10 protein-coding genes are annotated in these 18,366 nt (G+C 56.2%); 6 read left to right on the forward strand and 4 right to left on the reverse strand.

Annotated features, from left to right (window positions below; all coding sequences use genetic code 11):
• Positions 1-30 precede the first annotated feature (30 nt).
• Together OSO_RS0136915 and OSO_RS0136920 are read right to left on the reverse strand one after the other, a co-directional pair.
• Positions 31-540: an SRPBCC family protein gene (locus OSO_RS0136915; RefSeq protein ID WP_010587793.1), complete on the reverse strand. Its 510-nt coding sequence runs from the start codon at positions 538-540 to the stop codon at positions 31-33.
• A gap of 22 nt (positions 541-562) precedes the next feature.
• Positions 563-1,858 carry a glucuronate isomerase gene (locus OSO_RS0136920; protein ID WP_010587794.1) on the reverse strand — a complete coding sequence of 432 codons (1,296 nt, stop codon included), beginning with the start codon at positions 1,856-1,858 and terminating at the stop codon, positions 563-565.
• A 191-nt stretch (positions 1,859-2,049) separates the two neighbouring features.
• Here OSO_RS0136920 and OSO_RS46605 point away from each other — a divergent pair, with 191 nt between their 5' ends.
• The 5 genes from OSO_RS46605 to OSO_RS0136950 all read left to right on the forward strand — a co-directional run bounded on the left by OSO_RS46605 (position 2,050) and on the right by OSO_RS0136950 (position 13,544).
• Positions 2,050-2,517 carry an MgtC/SapB family protein gene (locus OSO_RS46605; protein ID WP_063710476.1) on the forward strand — a complete coding sequence of 156 codons (468 nt, stop codon included), beginning with the start codon at positions 2,050-2,052 and terminating at the stop codon, positions 2,515-2,517.
• A 9-nt stretch (positions 2,518-2,526) separates the two neighbouring features.
• Positions 2,527-3,927: a DUF2252 domain-containing protein gene (locus OSO_RS0136930; RefSeq protein WP_010587796.1), complete on the forward strand. Its 1,401-nt coding sequence runs from the start codon at positions 2,527-2,529 to the stop codon at positions 3,925-3,927.
• Positions 3,928-4,311: 384 nt separating this feature from the next.
• On the forward strand, positions 4,312-6,831 hold the full coding sequence (locus OSO_RS0136940) for a DUF1549 and DUF1553 domain-containing protein (protein ID WP_010587797.1): 2,520 nt from the start codon (positions 4,312-4,314) through the stop codon (positions 6,829-6,831).
• A 368-nt stretch (positions 6,832-7,199) separates the two neighbouring features.
• A complete protein-coding gene (locus tag OSO_RS0136945; protein WP_010587798.1) occupies positions 7,200-10,532 on the forward strand; it encodes a pre-peptidase C-terminal domain-containing protein in 3,333 nt (1,110 codons plus the stop codon).
• Positions 10,533-10,715: 183 nt separating this feature from the next.
• Positions 10,716-13,544 carry a WD40 domain-containing protein gene (locus tag OSO_RS0136950; RefSeq protein WP_162130586.1) on the forward strand — a complete coding sequence of 943 codons (2,829 nt, stop codon included), beginning with the start codon at positions 10,716-10,718 and terminating at the stop codon, positions 13,542-13,544.
• A gap of 97 nt (positions 13,545-13,641) precedes the next feature.
• Here the strand turns inward: OSO_RS0136950 and OSO_RS0136955 are convergent, their stop codons facing one another.
• Both OSO_RS0136955 and OSO_RS0136960 read right to left on the reverse strand, forming a co-directional pair.
• Positions 13,642-14,433: a phosphoadenylyl-sulfate reductase gene (locus OSO_RS0136955; protein WP_010587800.1), complete on the reverse strand. Its 792-nt coding sequence runs from the start codon at positions 14,431-14,433 to the stop codon at positions 13,642-13,644.
• Between the two features lie 312 nt (positions 14,434-14,745).
• The gene (locus tag OSO_RS0136960; RefSeq protein WP_010587801.1) at positions 14,746-16,782 is read right to left on the reverse strand and encodes an alpha/beta hydrolase family protein; all 2,037 of its coding nucleotides are present in this window, start codon (positions 16,780-16,782) and stop codon (positions 14,746-14,748) included.
• 355 nt (positions 16,783-17,137) lie between these two features.
• Between OSO_RS0136960 and OSO_RS0136970 the strand changes: the two genes are divergently transcribed.
• On the forward strand, positions 17,138-18,124 hold the full coding sequence (locus OSO_RS0136970) for an NAD-dependent epimerase/dehydratase family protein (protein ID WP_040593841.1): 987 nt from the start codon (positions 17,138-17,140) through the stop codon (positions 18,122-18,124).
• The last annotated feature ends 242 nt before the right edge of the window (positions 18,125-18,366 follow it).

Consider the following 18,366-nt stretch of genomic DNA (forward strand, 5'->3'; position numbering starts at 1 on the left):
TTTGCAAGTGGGATAATGTCGCAGGCGACATCAAGCTTTCGATGGCGAATGGGCAAGTGGCGACTGAACCCGTTTCAGCAGGCCCTTTCGTCCCCATTCCATCAAGATGTCGTGGTTCCATTCAAACAGCGGTCGGGCGATGGGAGCCAGCCAGATCATCCACTTTTTCTTGGCGGCGACATTCCAGTCATATCGGACGTGCGTGATGCCGTTGTCGTAGGAAAGTTGCCAGCAGCCATCGCCTTCCAGTTCACCTGTCGCGTGTCCTTCGATCCGCGAGTACGGCTTGATCAGCGTGCTTTCCATGGTGAACGTCAACCGATAGGGCAGGCGACTGCACCACGTGTAGCGACGCCTGGCCCCGTGACCCATTTCGTCGATTCCCGGCTGCACAAGTTCCACCTTTTCCATGCCGCGCCACCAACTTGGCCAGTCGTCAGGCCGCATTAATTCCACCCACACGCGTTCGATCGGGGCAGGGATCTCCCACCGAGAAACGAACTCGTAGCGATTAGAATCGGCTATCGAAATTTGTGGCATAACACCTTTCGCTCAGGCTGAGTCAGACTTTGAAGATAGATTCGACGTTGCCTCGCAGAATCTGACGTCCCAATAAAAGGGCTTCGTCCTCACTCCATTTCCGTGCGATGACAAAGTCTTGGGCCAGAACGCGCGAGAGGCATTCGCGGTACATATTGAACTTGGGCCAGGCAAATTCCAGCTTGTACATGTCACTGTAGTAGCCGATCTGTTTGTTTCGCGGCACTGCCTGCAATCGGGCCCGTGTATCCAATTCAATGAACGCCGGAATGTTTGAATACCACCAATGCGCGTTCGTGACCACGTTCGGGAAGATCCAACTGTAGCTGACCAGTTCTTGATTGCTGACCTGGGCCAGTACCGAGACAGGGAATGTCACTTGCGGAAAGGCGTTGAACAAGTCCTTGTACTGAATCAGCGATACCCGCTGGTCAAACAGGTCCTGGCCTTGAAAAACACCGTTTGGATAGACGCGTCGATTGACTCCGATCATCAGATCGAATGGCAGTTTGTACTCGGCACAAAATTCGGCGATGGTCCAGAACACGAATTCCTGTCCCAAGCGTCGATGGGACGAGATTTCTCCGGGGACCGTATCGGCATCAATGAATGCAGCATTGAAGTGCTGTGCCAAGTCCTCCGACTTGGCGGGGCGACGTGGCGAAAAGCTCGGGGGCAGACTGATCGCACAGGCTTTCACCCCGTGACGGACGAAATGTTCGAACAACTTGCCGATCGCCTGTCGGATTTTGTCGGGGCTTGTTGCCTCAATGCCCGTTGCTTTGGCGAGCCGCTGCCGGACGGTTGGGTTCGAAAAATGAAACACCAGATCGTCGGTTCGCAAGCAAGGGATATAACGCTTTAAGTCAAACCCCGTCAGCGGGTCGTCGAAATCGTTCGTCAGAAAGACACGCTCAATCCCTGATTGCTTCAAACATTGATCTTCCCAGTCCGGTTCAGCCATTTTCGCGGCCGCGCGATCGTACAAGGCCTCCCAGTTTGCGGGTGTGATTCGGTCGTCGGAAAAACCGAAAAACTTGCGGCACAGCTCGACCAACCAGCCCACTTGAACCGTGTTGTCCAGGTGAACGAGAGATTCGACGAGCCGCCCGACTTTGGTCTTGGGGTCAAGGCCCGGTTCTTCGATTTGTGACTTGGGCATTCCCGCCGAATGGGCAAGTTCGGTGTAGTAGTGGTATCCCATGATGTCCGCGAGCGTTTTCGACGCAGGCGCGTGCGGATTAATGTGAGTGTGGGGATCGACCAGGGCAAGCTTGGTCAATTCGTTCAACAGTCGTTGCACCAATTGTTCTGACATGCAGGGCCTCTGCCGATGTGGAAGTGAGTTGGCAAATGAATTCTAGTGGCAGTTTGGCGGGGACGGTCGGCGGTTGCAACTCGCACCAGATCCTCTTGATTTTCGAGTAGCCGAATCGCATGCTGCCACGGCAGACACATCTCGCAGAAGGGCTTGCTTTGAATCCACACGAGTTCGATGAAATTCACAAAATGCTGTTTCGCCTGGGGCTCGCGACCGTCCTTGGCGGAGTCTTAGGTATTGACCGAGACCTTCACCGCAAGCCAGCAGGCGTGCGCGTGCTGGCGATGGTCTGTTTGGGGTCCGCTGCGATCACCATGGCCAGTATCGCTGCGATGGCTGTTCCTTCAAAAACACCCGTCGATGGTGTCTTGCGAACGGTGCAGGGGGTTCTCTCGGGAATTGGATTTCTGGGAGCTGGCGTCATTATGCGAGCTCCTGGAAAAGAACAAGTGCACGGTATTACGACGGCATCTTCGATTTGGATCTCGGCCATTCTGGGCATGGTCTTTGGCTTGGGCCAATGGGAACTGGGCCTGACTTCGTTTGTACTCGCGTGCGGAGTTTTGGTGATCGGCCGAAGAGTTGAGGCCTTGGTTCTGAAGTTTGCCCCATCGCCCGATGCGACTTCGTCGAGTCCCGTATCTCAACAGGACTGAGTGGGCAATATGAGCACCGGAAATCGTCCCTCACCACAACCAGGACTCACGCGGATAGATCGCCGTGCCGCCGGTAAGGCTGTCCGTGAATCCATTCCACGATCTGCACATGCCGCCTGGAAGCCATCAGCGGATCGTCCCGACATTGTTTCCCTGCTCGAAGAGTCCAATCGAGATCGCATCGAAGAGCTAGTTCCCCTGCGATACGGGCGGATGCTGCAGTCCCCGCTGGCCTTTTTGCGTGGTTCGGCAATCGTGATGGCGCGCGATTTATCAGACCTGGCCAATACGGGGATTCGGCTGCAGATCTGCGGAGACTGCCATCTACAGAATTTTGGCTGGTTCGCGTCGCCAGAGCGGAATCTGTTGTTTGATGTCAATGATTTTGACGAAACACGGAACGCACCTTGGGAATGGGATTTGAAACGCCTCGCGGCCAGCGTGATCCTGGCAGCGAGAACGCTCAAGGCGTCGGCCGCGAATCAGCGACAACTGGTGCAAGCGGTCGTACAAGAGTATCGCGATCGTTTGGCTGAATACGAACCATTATCGCCCCTGCAGGCCTGGTACGCTCGCCTGGATGCCCAGGCATTGTTGAATCGTGCGGCCGCGGTAGATTCTGTGAAGCGTGCGCAGGCCATGATCGATGCAGCCCGCCAGCGGACGATTGATTCTCTGTTGCCCAAATTGACCGAGCGTGTCGAGGGCGCATTGCGGTTCAAAGATCGCTCTTCGTTGTTGACGCACGCCAAAGAAGGTCAGGGCTATCTCGACAAAATTCAGAAACTGATGATCGGTTACCGTTCGACGCTTTCAGACGAGCGACAATTGCTGCTCGACCGTTACAGGCTGGTCGATGCGGCTCATAAGGTCGTAGGCATTGGCAGCGTCGGATTGCGGTGCGGCATTCTCCTTTTACTCGACCCTGACGATGATCCGCTCGTGCTCCAGATCAAAGAGGCGCGGGCGAGCGTGCTGGAGAAATATGTCGGCCCCAGTGCTCGCACCCATCACGGTCATCGGATCGTTCACGGACAACGGGTCATGCAGTCGGCGAGCGACATTTTTCTGGGGTGGGCCAACGATGCCAAGGGTCGCAGCTACTACTTTCGTCAGTTGCGTGACATGAAATTGTCATTGAACGTCGATCGCATGTCGTGGCCCGAATTGCAGGACTACTGCCAACTTTGCGGTTGGGCTCTCGCTCGAGCTCACGCCAAAGCTGGCGATGCCTCGGCTATTGTCGGGTACGTCGGCAACGGCGATCCATTTCAGGATGCCATCAGTGAGTTCGCGGCTGCCTATGCGGATCAAACGGAACTTGATTTCGAAACCTTGCAAAATGCGGCAAAATCAGGCCGGATTCAAGCTGTCGCAACACCCGATCCTTCCATAGTTGTATCGGATTGAGGTGGTTTCGTGATTTGTAAGGCGTTTTTTGATAATGGGTTGTGGCGATTTTTGGTTTTGCGAAGCGATGCTCGCGCGTGACTTCAGGTTTACCGAAGTCGTTCGGGTTGCCACATCGAGCCCCGTTTTTCTCTGCCTGAATCACCCGTACAATCCCTCTGGTCTGAACCGATTGCCAGCTTTTTGAGTGCAATCTGTACTGATCACGTAATCCCAAAAGCTTGACAAACCAATGGTTGTCGATATGTTGAAGAGTCGGTGTCCTGCCTGATTGCCCCGCCTTTGCACCTGCAAGATGTAGCCACGCCTCGAATTTTGACTGGTATTCGCCTTCAAGATGACTCCCGCGGATTGAAGCGATATCCCCACCAGGAGAGAGTCCCCATGAGAACTCAAGCGTCGACTGTTCGCATTTGGCTGACCGGTATTCTGGCTTTGGGAACCTTGGTGTGTTCAACACCCAACTCTGCGTATTCCGCGACGCCCAAGGGCTTAGGTGATCCCGGTCAACTGACGGGTCTGCGGCTTGAGCCGAATCTCGACTCGAAGGGAATTACGCTCCGCGGGCGAGATGGTCGTCAACAGTTGTTCGCGACTGCGGTCTATTCCTCCGGACAGCTTCATGATTTCACCCGCAAGGTCCAGTACACCTCGGAACCGGCCGGGATTGTCCAGGTCGACGCCGCTGGTCACATGACGCCGCTTCGCGATGGGATGACGGTTGTCACCGCTGTCGCATCCGGCGTGGAAGCGCATCTGCCGGTTTCTGTCACCGGTTTGACCAACGATATTCCCGTCAACTTTCCGAATCAGATTACGCCGATCTTTACCAAGCTGGGCTGCAATAGTGGTGGTTGTCACGGCAAGGCGAGCGGTCAAAACGGATTCAAGCTGTCTCTGCTGGGTTTCTACCCCGAAGACGATCACGAGTTTCTAGTCAAAGAAGATCGTGGTCGCCGCATTTTCGTTCCGTCGCCAGGTCAAAGCCTGCTGCTCACCAAACCGGTTGGCAAGTCGCCACATGGCGGTGGAAAGCGAATGGATGTCGATGGATACGAATATCGATTGATCCAACGCTGGATCGAGCAGGGCATGCCTTACGGTGACGCGAAGGACCCTTATGTGGTCGGAATCAAGTGCCTGCCCGAAGGCCGTGTGATGGATCGCGGCGCCGATCAGCAGATTACCGTCATTGCGATGTATAGCGATGGATCGACGGAAGACGTCACGCGAATGGCGTTGTACGAAGCCAATGATCCTGAAATGGCCGAAGTGACCGTCACGGGTTTGGTGAAGACATTGGACCTTGCTGGCGAAGTGGCGATCATGGCCCGCTATCAGGGACAGGTCTCTGTGTTCCGCTCGACAATTCCGTTGGGTGCGGAAATTGCCGTGAAACCACCCGTTAAGAATTTGGTCGATCAGGCCATCGTCTCCAAACTCGACCTGCTCGGCATTCCCGCCTCGCCGGTTTGTGATGACGGGACGTTCCTGCGACGCGTCTCAATCGATATCACGGGCACGCTGCCAACCGCGAGTGAAGTCTCGGCCTTCCTCGCTGATACCGACAGTCTGAAACGCGAGAAAGTGATCGATCGATTGCTCGATTCACCTGCTTATGCCGACTATTTCGCCAACAAGTGGAATATGGTTCTGCGAAATAAGAAGCGAAATAACGACAAGCTCGCGCCAACCTATGGTTTCCACAAGTGGATCTGGTCGAGCCTGTACGACAACAAGCCATACGATCAGTTCGTGCGTGAAATCGTCACTGCGTCCGGGGACGCCGACGACAATCCACCCGTGGCCTGGTACCGCGAAGTTGATCAGCCCAACGAACAGGTTGAAGACGTTTCACAACTGTTTCTTGGTTTGCGAATCCAGTGTGCCCGCTGTCACCACCATCCCTTCGAAAAATGGAGTCAGGACGATTACTACGGCATGGCGGCGTTTTTCAGCCGTGTCGGACGGAAGAACATTATCGGTGGTAACAACGCGATGCGCGACAAGCGAATTTTTGCCATCGACAATCAGGGGCCGGCACAAGCCAAGAACGAACGGACGGGCAAAATGCTCGCACCGACGGGACTCGGCAGCAAGCCGTACACCGTGACGGCCGACGAAGATCCTCGCGCATTGCTGGCCGAGTGGCTGTCTGATCCACAGAACCCATTCTTCGCCAAGGCGTTGGTGAATCGTTACTGGAAGCACTTCTTCAGTCGCGGGATCGTCGAGCCTGAAGATGATATGCGTGAAACGAATCCGCCGACAAATCCAGAGCTCTTGAACAAGCTTGCCGAACACTTCGTCGCATCGAAGTTTGACTTGAAAGAGCTCGTCCGCACAATTTGTAACTCGTCAACGTATCAGCTCAGCTCGCTGCCGAACGAGTACAATTTGAAGGACAAGCAAAACTTCTCTCGCTACTATCCGAAACGTCTGACCGCTGAAGTGCTTTACGATGGTTTCCATCAAGTCACATCCACGAATCAGACCTACAATGGCCTGCCCGCTGGGACTCGTGCCATCCAGCTACCTGACCCCAGTGTCGGTCCCTACTTCCTGAAAGTGTTTGGTCAACCCCAGGCAGACACCGCATGCGAATGCGAACGCTCACAGGAAGCCAACCTGGCCCAAAGTCTGCATCTTCTGAACAGCAGTGAAGTGCAGAACAAGATCGCCGATGCAAACGGTCGTGCATCGAAGTTTGCGGGCGATAAAGAGCATGCGAGCGAAGCGAAGATTCAGGAACTGTATCGCTGGGTTTACAGTCGTGAGCCCGATGCGGAAGAACTGAAAATTGCGATGGCGCACCTCGAGAAACACAAAGACAATCCCAAGCTTGCTTTTGAAGATATCGTTTGGGCCCTTGTGAATTCCAAAGAGTTCCTGTTCAACCACTAGTGGCACAGCCACCCTGTGCTGACAGGGTTGTGAGCAAACGCCTGTGGGCTCGTTGGCCTGCTCGGTTCGAGTTCATCCGCGTGTCAATTCAGGATTGAAGTCCACTTTTACTGTTCTTCACAGCGGACCTTCGGTCTGTGTCGAGGAAAAAGTATCGCGTTGGGGATGGAATTCGTTGGTGAAATCATTACGACGTCGAGCGGAGGCTGGCGGCAAAATTCGGATTAAGAACGATCTCGGATCGGTCAGTGTCCCTCCACTTGCTGATTCCGTCACCGGTAGCGTTGTTGTCTGCTTACGCGGCCGTTGACCGATCACCCTGTTGTGCCGCTTGGATTCCTATGCCTCTGTTTATTGAAAGACGAGCTATGCGTAACGTCGCCGTCTCTCGTGCTCGACATATTCTGACGACGTGCGGGTTGGTTTTGGGTCTGGTGTCCTCGGTGACGGCTCAGTTGCCCGCAACGCGGTTGTCTGCGGTTTTCCCGCCGGGTGCTCAGGCGGGGACCATTGTCGAGGTGACGATTACCAGTGGTGTCGAACTCGAAGAACTCACTAAACTGATTTTCAACGAGCCGGGAATCACGGCCCTGCCGAAGATGCAGGATGTTGGCGGAAAGCTCGCACCGGTTCCCAATGTCTTCGTCGTCTCAGTTGCATCCGATGTGCCGCCCGGGCAGTACGAAGTCCGCACCAGCGGTTTCTTCGGAGTCAGCAATCCCCGATTCTTCGTCGTGGGGGCACGCAAGGAAATCAATGAGATCGAGCCGAACAATGCTCGCGAGCAGGCGGTGGCATTGGACGCTAACCAAACGGTCAATGCCCGTGTGAACGGCGGGGCCGATGTCGACTGGTACAAATTCACCGCCAAAGCGGGACAGCGATTGTTGATCGATTGCATGGCCAAGCGCTTGGATTCCAAGCTCGACGCCGCACTGGAGCTCTACAATACCGCCGGAAAACGCCTCGATTTTGCCCGTCGCAATCTTGTCAGCCAGGACCCGCTGCTCGACTTCACTGTGACGGTTGACGGCGAATATTTCGTCAAGGTCTACGACTTCACCTACGCCGGCGGGGAAGACTATCCGTACCGTTTGACATTGTCGGCTGGTCCCTACATCGATTTCGTCTTGCCCACGGCTGGCTTCCCTGGTTCGAATGCTCAGTACACCCTGTATGGTCGAAACTTGCCCGGCGGGAAACCGTCCGGTGTTTCATTGCGGGGGCATCCGCTGGAGAAACTGGCCGTCAGTATCACGTTGCCGCCGTCGATCGACACTCTTGACCCCAAAGTCATGCTTGAGTCGTATTCCGCGGGGCTGGATGCGACACCGTTCTCGATCGAGTCACCCGCCGGTGCATCGAATACGGTCATGATTCAACTCAGTGAGTTCGTGCCGGTCCTCGAAATCGAGCCAAATGATAAAGGTTCGCAAGCACAGACAATCGTTGTGCCGGGTGAAGTTGATGGCCAGTTTCAGTCCAAAGGCGATGTCGACTGCTTTCAGTTTGAAGCACACGCGAAAGACACGTTTTGGGTCGAAGTGATCGCGCACCGCGCGGGAGCGGCGATCGACGCCGTTTTGGTGATCGACCAGGTCAAGGTCAACGACAAGGGCGAGGAAACGCTGACGCGAATCAGTGCATTAGACGATGACCCCACAAACCCGCTGGTAAATCTGTTCGATACGCTCAACGACGACAATACGGTCAAGTTCGTGGCACCCGCGGACGGGAAGTACCGCGTGACGATGCGGGAGCGATTCGGCAATTCCAAGCAGGATCTCGGCGTCTATCGTTTGATCGTTCGGAAGGAATCCCCTGATTTTCGCGTGGTCGCAGTACCGACCGCTTTGATTGCACCGGGACCTCGCCAGTCGGCGCCGTCGGGGATCAATCTTCGACGCGGCGATAACTTTCCCGTGAATCTAATGGCAATTCGACGCGATGGCTTCGCGGGACCGATTACGGTGTCGGCGGAAGGTCTGCCGCCCGGTGTGACGTGCCGCGATGTGACGCTGGGCACGGCGCCGTCCAGTGGCGTGATTGTCTTTACCTCGGCCGAAGATGCGCCCGCATGGACGGGTACGATCCGACTGGTGGCGAAAGCACGTATCGATTCACCTCCCGTCGTGGCAGCGTTGGCCGCCGTCGAAGCGACGGCAAAGGCGGCGAACGATGCCTTTGTGGCCGCCGACAAGGCGTTTGCCAAACCCAACGACGATCTGGTTAAAGCCAATGAGGCAGCAGCCGCCGCCAAATCGGAACTTGCTGCGAATCCCAATGACGCCGCCTTGAAACAGAAAGCCACCGAAGCGGATGCGAAAGTGACCGCCGCTGCGGCGGTCCAACAACCATTGGCTGCTGCAAGGACGGCAGCGGAACAAAAGCGAAATGAAGCCCTTGCGGCGGTTCAAAGGGCAACCACCGCCAAAGACGCAGCGGCGCGTGACGTCACGCATGTCGCGCGGTACGGGACCGTGATCTGGGGTGCCGCCCAGCCGAATATCCCCGGTGATGTCCGAGTCGCTCAAGCCATCGAACTGTCGGTGATGGAAGAGCCCGCACCATACCAACTGACGACCGATGTCTATCGGGTCGACGCCAATCACAGTCGACAAATTCTCGTCCCCGTGAAGATTGCCCGCCGAAATGGCTTCGATGCACCGGTCAACTTGACGGTGCTCGGCATGCCGCCAAATGCCCAGATCGAAAACAAACCGATTCCCAAAGAGAAGACGGAAGAAACTTTCCGCATCTTTATTCCGCCGAATGCTCCGCCGGGAACCTATGTGACGTATCTTACCGGACAGGCTGCTGTGTCTTATCGGAAGAATCCTGCGCGTGCTGATCGAGCTCAAGCGGAATTGACCGCAGCAGATCAGGCGGTGGCCGCGGCCACCGAGGCACTCAAAGCCGCGACTGCGGTGAAAGATGCCGCCGTGAAGAAGGCCACCGACGATCAGGCCAATGTGAAGAAGCTGACCGATGCCAAACTTCAATCCGAAAAAGCATTGGCCGAGGCCCAGAACAATGAAAAGGCCGCGGGGGAACTGGTCAAGAATGCTGGTGACAACGCCGACTTGAAAGCCGCCGCAGAAAAGAAGTTGACGGAAGCTCAGGCCGCCACGAAGGCCGCCGCAGATGCATTCGGCGCGGCCGAGAAGTCGCGTAGCGAAGCGGAAATTGCCGCCAAGCAGGCCGAAGATGCCAAGACCAAGTCCGAGGCGGATGCGAAGGCGGCTGATGAATCCAATAAGGCCGCTGCGGCGGCGAAGGCTGCCGCCGATCAGAAATTCAAGACGGCCGATGCGTACGCAAAAGCTGCGAATATCAACTTCCATCCGACGACTACGCCGATTGTCATCACGGTGAAGGCCGCTCCCTACACGTTGGCCGCGACTCCCGTTGACGGCGGCAGTCTCAAGGCTGGTGGCAAACTCGAAATCAAATGCGAGATCAAACGGCAGAACGGCTTCGCCGGACCGGTGACTTTGTCATTACCCGTTCCACCGAACGTGGTGGGAGTCAAGGCGGATTCGATTGTGATCGCTCCCGACCAGTCGGCGGCAAGCCTGACCGTGGAAGCGGCGGCCGATACTCCAGAAGCGGCACTCGCCAATATGGTGGTACGTGCCGTGGCCGAATGGGATGGCGAAGCAATCGTCGATCAGCCGGTGGCATTGAAAGTTGTTAAATAAAACGAGGCCAGCGATGTGCAGGGACCATCGTCAAAGATCGTTCCTGCCACGGCTCTGGCTGTTTCCCATAATCCCGCTCAACCTCACGTCTTTGGTGACACGATGAATACATCTGCCCGGTTTCAGTCGTTGCGAACGTCCTTCGTTCACAGTCTGGTCTGCCTTTGTTTAGTGAATCAAGCTGTGTCATTCGCGGCAGACGAGGCTCCGGCTGGAAAGATTGAACCCGCCGCAGTCACGCTCGATCGCCCGATCGAATTCGAGAAGGACATTCAGCCAATCCTTGATGACAAATGCGTTGCCTGCCACAACGTTGCTGTCGCCGAGAGCAAACTGATTCTCGAAGATGTTGCATCGATTCTGAAAGGCGGAAAACGCGGTCCAGCCGTCGTTGCCAAAGATGTCGAAAAAAGCCTGCTCTATCAGGTCGCGGCCCGTGCTGCTGATCCGGTCATGCCCCCGCTGCCCAACAAGGTGTCGGCTTCCGCATTCACTCCCCAGGAGTTGGGGCTGCTGAAGAAGTGGATCGAAGAAGGGGCCACTCAGGGAATGGGAACGGGTCAGCACAGTGTTCCATGGCAGACGATTCCTGCCAATCTTCATTCCATCTACAGTGTCGCACTATCCACTTGGGGCCGCTGGGGTGCTTGCGGCCGATCCAATCAAATCGATCTGTATGACCTGACGTCGGGTGAGTATGTTGCCCGTTTGCAGGATCCTGCGCTTCTGGCAGTTAAGAACGGCGATAAACCGTTCTATCCCAACGGTGCCGCTCACCGTGACTTCGTTCATGCCTTGGCGTTCAACCCCGCCGGAAACCTGCTGGCATCCGCAGGGTATCGCGAAGTGAAACTGTGGCAGCGACCGTCGAACGTTCAGACCGGTGCGTTCCCGCAGGATCAGGTGGTCACATCGTTGGCGGCATCCGCTGATGGAAAATGGCTTGCTTTCGGTCGGGCCGATAACTCGATCATCCTGCAGAGCGTCACCGATCCGAATGCCAAACGAGTTCTCGCCGGACACGCGGGGCCGGTAACGGCGGTCGAATTCAGCTCGAGTTCGTTGGTCCTGTTCAGCGGTTCGAAAGACAAGACGGTTCGATCCTGGGCAGTGATTGAAGGCACTCAGACGGGGATCGTTGAAACTCCGCACGAAGTAAACTGCCTCGTGCTGAATCCTGAAGTCACGCGCGTCTTTACTGGTCACTCTGGCGATAATGTCATTCGCGGTTGGAATGTTCCTTTCGAAGCACCGAAACCCGGCGAACCCTCCAAGCCCGTCATCGAAATGAAAGGCCACGAAGCGCCCGTGACAGGCATTGATTTGATTCTTCCCGGAAGCACGCAACTGGTTTCGACGAGTGCGGATTCCACCTGGCGTGTTTGGGACGTTGCGAATGGCAGCCAGGTTCGTACACAAAACCACGGTGCACCAATCAATGCTCTGGCTCTCAAGAGTGACGGTCAATTCGTGGTGACGGCGGGCGCCAACAACATTGCCAAGTTGTGGAAGATCGATGGGACCGCAGTCGCCGAGCTGAAGGGCAATATCACCGCGCAGAGGCGAGTGCTCGTCCTGACCGACGATGACGCTGTGGCAAAGTCGCGTGTGGCCTTGGCTGACGCAGGCTTCAAAGCCGCGGAAAAGAACTTCAAAGAACGCGAAGAATCGACCAAGAAAGCCATGGAGCAAAAAGTGGCCATGGAAAAGGCCTTGGTTGATGCCAAAGCCAAAGAAGAGCCCGCTGTGGCAGCGGTTGCCGCCGCGAAGACGGAACTCGACGCTAAACCTGACGACGAGGCACTGAAAAAGAAGAAAGCGGATGCCGATGCTGCGGCCGCGAAGGAAGTTGAAGCAGTCAAGAAAGCTCAGGAAGCGGTCGACGCTGCCGTGAAAGCACTTGCCCAGACCGAGAAGGGCCAGCAATCTGCGGACGAACAGCAGAAGCAAGTCAAGCAGCATCTCGACGCCGAAACCGAGGCCGCGAAAGCCGTCGAAGCGGTGTTCAATCAAGCGAAATCCGAACTTCCCGCCATCGAAGCCAAGGCGATCAAGTCGGTGACATATGTCGCCGACGGCAAGCTGATTGCGACTGCGGGGGAAGATGGTGTCATTCGCCTTTGGAATGGAACAACGGGTAAGCCGCTCGAAGAAATTACCGGGCATCAGGCGGCCATCGGTTTGCTGGCGTCTGGGCCAAACCGCATGTTGGTCGCATCCAGTGATGACAAACAGGTCTTGGCCTGGGATGCGAATCCCACATGGTCACTGATGGCGACACTCGGTCCCGCACCAGAGAATTCGCTCGATCTTTCAAAGTCGACTTTCACCAATCGTGTTCTTTCACTCGCATTCAGTCCCGATGGCAAACTGCTGGCCACCGGCGGCGGTGAACCGTCACGAAGCGGGGAACTGTTCTTGTGGAACGTCGAAACAAGATCCGTCGCAAAACAGTTCGTCGACGCCCACAGTGATACCGTTTTCGGGCTCGATTTCTCGCGTGATGGGAAGTCTCTGGTGTCCGGGGCCGCCGACAAATTTGTGAAGCAGTTTGATGTGGAATCAGGAAAACTCGTTCGTTCGTTTGAAGGCCATACGCATCACGTCCTCGGGGTGACCTGGAAAGGCGATGGCAGCCGCATCGCCAGTGCGGGCGCCGACAATGCGATCAAGGTATGGAACGTGGAAACGGGCGAGCAGCACCGCACGATCCAGAACTATTCCAAGCAGGTCACCGCGATTCATTTTATCGGGGCCAGCGACAATCTGATCAGCGGTAGTGGCGACAAGACCGTGAAGATGCACCGTTCAAACGATGGAAACAACTATCGCACGTTCGCGGGGCCCACCGACTTCGTTTACGCGGTCGCAGCGACCCGGGACGAAAGTCTGGCCGTGGCGGGTGGGGAAGATGGTATTTTCCGAGTTTGGAACGGCACCAACGGCCAGGAACTGTACAAGTTTGAAGTGCCGAAGCCAGCGGTGGAAAACACTCAGGCGAGCGTCAAGTAGCGTCTGCGTCACCCGCGTTGAGCGGTACGGTAAGCGTTCCCAAGCGCGCGCTTGGGAACGAGCTTGTTCGCCCATTTGATCTGACTTCGCCACCACTTCAAATGGCGAAATCGGTCTTCTGTCCCAGGATTCGATCGATCAAGTCTGCGGGAAGTTCGATCGCTTTCGATAGCCCGCCGTCGCGGTCTGTGGGATTGATTTCGCAGTACGCGGACCAGGTTCCCAGATGGCGCCAGCGGCCTGCCCGAGTTGGCTCGTCCGGTAGCACGGGGGTCGTGCAGCGGTTGCATCCAATTGTCGTGAAACCTTGGGAGTGCAGGGGGTTCACGATCACGTGGTGTTCGGCGAGGTATGACTTCAACTCGTCATCCGAAACGTTCGCCAGCGGGTTCACTCGGACACAGTTCATCTGAGTGTCGACAGACACGATGGGAATCTTGCCTCGCTTGCCACCTTCAGATCGACGCAGGCTACCGATCAGGCAGTCATATTTTCCCTTCTCTTGCAGCAGCGGTTCTGTCTTGCGCATCTGACAGCATTTCTTTTGGCCTTCAGGCGTCAGGTAAAGCACACCGAATTCATGAATCTGATCTTCCATCGTCAGGCGGGGCTTCAGCGAAATGATGTTCAGCCCGTATTCTTTTGCCAGTCGATCGCGCGTGTCGAGCGTTTCCTGAAAGTTGACTCCGGTGTCGACGAACAGGACTGGAATGTTCAGTTTGTTGTGCCCGATCATGTGGCAGACCATACTGCCTGCCCGTTGCATGGCCGACAACATGCCGATGCGGGTACCGAAAATGTCATGAGCCCATCGCAACAGTTCCAAAGGCGAATCGTTTTCGAATGTCTGATTGATGTCGTTCAGGTCAGCCTGCGTTAATCGCGCCATGAATCTGTTATTCCTGTTGCGCCGATCGTCGACGCAGAACCGATGTCCCACCTCCGAAGGGCCCTAAAGAGAGTCTTCGCACAAGGCTTGAGCGACCTGTTCGGACCGATCGTGGTCAAGGAACAAGTCGTCTGCCCAATTTGAGTCAAAGACTTGAGATGGGGATATCCCATCAAATTTAGCAGAAATCCCAAATGTGTCGCAACAGGAGTGCCGCGGCCCAATTGACGCCGGATCATTGCCTCAATTCGTCGCAAAATAGAACGTGAAACACTCGTTCGTCGGAATCGTCGCGATGCGTGTCACCCCGATTTATTGAGAGGCTTTCAAAAGCAGAAAGCGGTTATCTGCGTCCAGTTGGTCGAAAACGCGTTGTGTCGAACGAAACGTCTGTTCCAACTGAGATTGGTCCAGCGCATCCCCGTCACCTCGCTGGCCGCCCTGGATGGTCACAGATCGGGGGGCGATCAGTGAGACGATCTCAGGGATGTCGCCGAACTCTTTAAGGATCCCCGGTACCATCAGGCCCAGGCGAAATCCGCGATAGGGTCTGTCTGTGACGTACGTGGCCAGGCTGTCAATTGCCGTGACGCGTTTGATCCGTTCATCGAGCGCGGTCGAGCACAGGGCGACGACGCCGGATGATCCCTTGCCCACGATCAGGATGTCGTTCGGCAATTCGCCATGAAGTTCCTGAATGGCGTCCAATGTTCGGTGAATATCGTAGACCCATTGTCCTAACAACGGTCGTCCGATCCACATCGCCCATTCCGCCGTATTGTGATCGACCGCGTTGCCAATTTTGTCTCCTGCATTGGCAAATCGGCCGGTGGCGCGAAGTTCTGGCGCGACAATCGCCCATCCTTCCGATCGCAGCCGTTTTGCCATGTCGCTCGACCACGCCTGATCGGCCCCTCCGTCCAGATCCAGTACCATTGCCAGCCGATGGGGCTTTTCCGCCAAATCGCAGTGTGCCACAAGCGTCATATTCGACTCGGCTTGATACGTCAGGATTTGACGATTGCCGCTCAGATCCCGTTCGGATTTCAACTGCAGCGGTGTGGCCGACGGGAACCCGCCCAAGAGTTTTGAGAGCTTCGCAACTTGATCGACGCGAGCCGTTTCCCGTGTCGATCGATCTTCGGCGGCGGCGGCGCTTTGTTGAAGCAAACGTCGTGCTTCCGCCGCTGCGAACTGTGGGATTGTCACAAAGTCATCGGGACGCGAGTCACCCGGAAAACAACGCAGCATCTCGGGGTCTTCGGGCCGAATGTCTGGATCAGGAATTGGTGAGCCATCACCTTCTCCCTTGAGATGCAACGTCATCCAGCCGTACATCGCCTCGCGCATCGCCTGATTGTAGGCGTGGGGTGATTCAATGATCGTGTGTCGAACTTTGGCCTGTGGGAAAAGGCGAGCGATTCCTTCGAGGCGCGCGAATGTTTTCTGCGCTTCACCTACCGAAAACTGATATGCGTCTTGTGTCGCGCTGGTGATCATGACTCCTCGATCAGCCGCCAGTCCGAGCAGATCGCCTTCTTCGGTGAATCGCAGTGCGCCTGGAACGAGCTCACACAAGCAGCAGGCGGCGCTCAAGTACGACTGATACGTTCCAACCGAGCAGGTCGGCACCACGCATCGAAGTCGTTCGTCCATCGCCCCCGCGTACATCGTCTGGTTTCCACCGCCGCTGGCCCCCGTGATCCCGATACGTTGTCCATCCACTTCAGGCCGAGTGAGCAGATAGTCCACGGCCCTCTTGTTTTCGTAAACTTGTAGCCCCGCCAGCGGCAATCCGACTGGCAGCAGCGTCGCGGCCGTCATCTCGCCATGGTATTGCCCCAGCGATTTTTCGATGCCGCGTTCCCCGGCGCCAAATGCGTCGACGCACAGTACGAAGAATCCCAGCTTGGCGCAGCCGATACACCGGGCTTGGACCACCGGATCTTGCTTGGCGCCCTTCCAGTGCCCGTGGACATGCAGGATGGCCGGATGTCTTCCTGGCTTCCCCGGAACGTACGCATTGGCCGTCATCCAGACCCCCGGTCGCGTCTGGAATGCCAGTTTTTCGACCCGATATCCGTCGCGTTGAAATTCACCGAACGTCCGCGGCGTCAGGTCACAATCCGTTGCGGGAAATCCACCAAGCAGTTCCTGCATCGTCTTTCGCAACGTGGTTCGGCGTCTGTTCCAATCGTCCAGCGACGCGGCGGGCGGATCATTACTGCGAAGCTGTAATCCCTGCTTCTGCACGAACGCCTGAAAGGCCGTCGTTGGTTCCAGTCCCAGTCCATGTCGGTTGGCGAAAAGAACGACGATCCCAATCGCAATCCATTGGCGCAATCGCATTGATGTAGTGCCTTTCCAGCATGCTCGACGGTGTCCAAGTCAGTCTCTGCGGAATCGTATCGGACAATCCATCGGAAAGCACTGATGCACGGCGCGAACTGGCCATGAAAGTCCTCTTTTTGTTCCACAATGCATTCGCGATAGCGAGTCTGGTCGGTGTTCTGCATGACGAAAGAGCGATTCGGCGAGCAGACCTTCAAATGAAGGAAACGTCGAGGATGTCTTGATGCCGAAGTTGATCGAATTTTGGTGCGAAACGCTGTTCGGTTGTTGCCGGAAGCAGATCTCGGGTATCGTGACGGCTTTCCGGGCGCCGAGTTTCTTTCTGGCGGCCACGACGTTTCTGGAGCGGTTCATGCAACGTGTTCTTGTCACCGGTGGCGCGGGTTTCATTGGCAGTCACCTTTCCGAGCGACTGTTGGAGATGGGGAACGAGGTCACGATCCTCGACGATCTGTCTACGGGCCGGCGCGAAAACATTGCCGCGATCGAAAAGCATCCGTTGCTCCGAGTTCGCTCTGGTTCGATCACGGATTCGGTGCTTCTGGCGGACGTGATGTCCAAAGCCGATGTCGTCTATCACATGGCGGCCGCCGTGGGTGTGAAGCTCGTTGCGGATGACCCGGTTCGAACCATTCAAACAAACATTTATCCCACCGAAGAACTGTTGCGACTGGCTGCGCAACGAAACATCCGCGTGTTCATCGCGTCGACCAGCGAAGTCTACGGAAAGAATCCGAAAGAACGTTGGACTGAAGAAGATGACCTGGTCTTCGGGCCGACGTCTCGACCGCGTTGGGCCTACGGTTGTTCCAAGGCGATCGACGAATTTCTGGCCCTGGCCTTTCATCGCAAGCTGGGGTTACCCGTCGTGATCGGCCGGTTCTTTAATGTCGTCGGTCCACGCCAGGTGGGGCACTATGGCATGGTTATTCCCCGGTTTGTCGATGCGGCACTAAAAGGGGGGCCCGTCGTCGTTTATGACGATGGCCAACAGGTCCGCTGCTTCGGGCATGTTCGAGAAGTCGTCGATGCGGTGATCGGTCTGGTGGAAACACCGTCCGCGCATGGTGCCGTCTATAACATCGGCAGTGACTATCCCGTGACCATCCGGCAGTTGGCGGAAGAAATCATTCAACGCGTGGATCCGGCAGTCAAAATTGAGTTTCTGCCGTATCGCGATGCCTACGGCGACGATTTCGAAGATGTCCGCCGTCGAGTTCCCGATGTGTCCCGTCTGGAAAAGACGCTGGGGCGAAAACCAACAATGACGCTTGGCCAGATCCTGGACGACATCATTCGCTGGAAACGCGAACAACTCGCCGCCGCTCCCCAGGGCTGATCGCCGGTTACCAAAGTCTGCTCTCTGTGTCTCCCCAGTTCCGTTGAGTCCACCTGTACGTTTTTCGCCTCTGGGCGCACATTGGTAGTGTGAGAGGCGCGAAGGCACAGAGAAAGAGATTGCGGAGGGCATGGCCTGGCGCTCGGCACGATTCGCATTAAAGTTCGCTCAAATTACCGAGCTTGGACTGCGTTTCTGATTCGTGGGGACACTCTTGAACCATCTGTGTGTCGTGATCAACC

This window comes from Schlesneria paludicola DSM 18645, assembly GCF_000255655.1.
Taxonomy (GTDB): Bacteria; Planctomycetota; Planctomycetia; order Planctomycetales; family Planctomycetaceae; genus Schlesneria; species Schlesneria paludicola.

Coding starts and splice junctions, on each gene's coding strand:
- OSO_RS0136915 (WP_010587793.1), bottom strand. CDS start 540: ATGCCACAAATTTCGATAGCCGATTCTAATCGCTACGAGTTCGTTTCT.
- OSO_RS0136920 (WP_010587794.1), bottom strand. CDS start 1,858: ATGTCAGAACAATTGGTGCAACGACTGTTGAACGAATTGACCAAGCTT.
- OSO_RS46605 (WP_063710476.1), top strand. CDS start 2,050: ATGCTGTTTCGCCTGGGGCTCGCGACCGTCCTTGGCGGAGTCTTAGGT.
- OSO_RS0136930 (WP_010587796.1), top strand. CDS start 2,527: ATGAGCACCGGAAATCGTCCCTCACCACAACCAGGACTCACGCGGATA.
- OSO_RS0136940 (WP_010587797.1), top strand. CDS start 4,312: ATGAGAACTCAAGCGTCGACTGTTCGCATTTGGCTGACCGGTATTCTG.
- OSO_RS0136945 (WP_010587798.1), top strand. CDS start 7,200: ATGCGTAACGTCGCCGTCTCTCGTGCTCGACATATTCTGACGACGTGC.
- OSO_RS0136955 (WP_010587800.1), bottom strand. CDS start 14,433: ATGGCGCGATTAACGCAGGCTGACCTGAACGACATCAATCAGACATTC.
- OSO_RS0136960 (WP_010587801.1), bottom strand. CDS start 16,782: ATGCGATTGCGCCAATGGATTGCGATTGGGATCGTCGTTCTTTTCGCC.
- OSO_RS0136970 (WP_040593841.1), top strand. CDS start 17,138: ATGCAACGTGTTCTTGTCACCGGTGGCGCGGGTTTCATTGGCAGTCAC.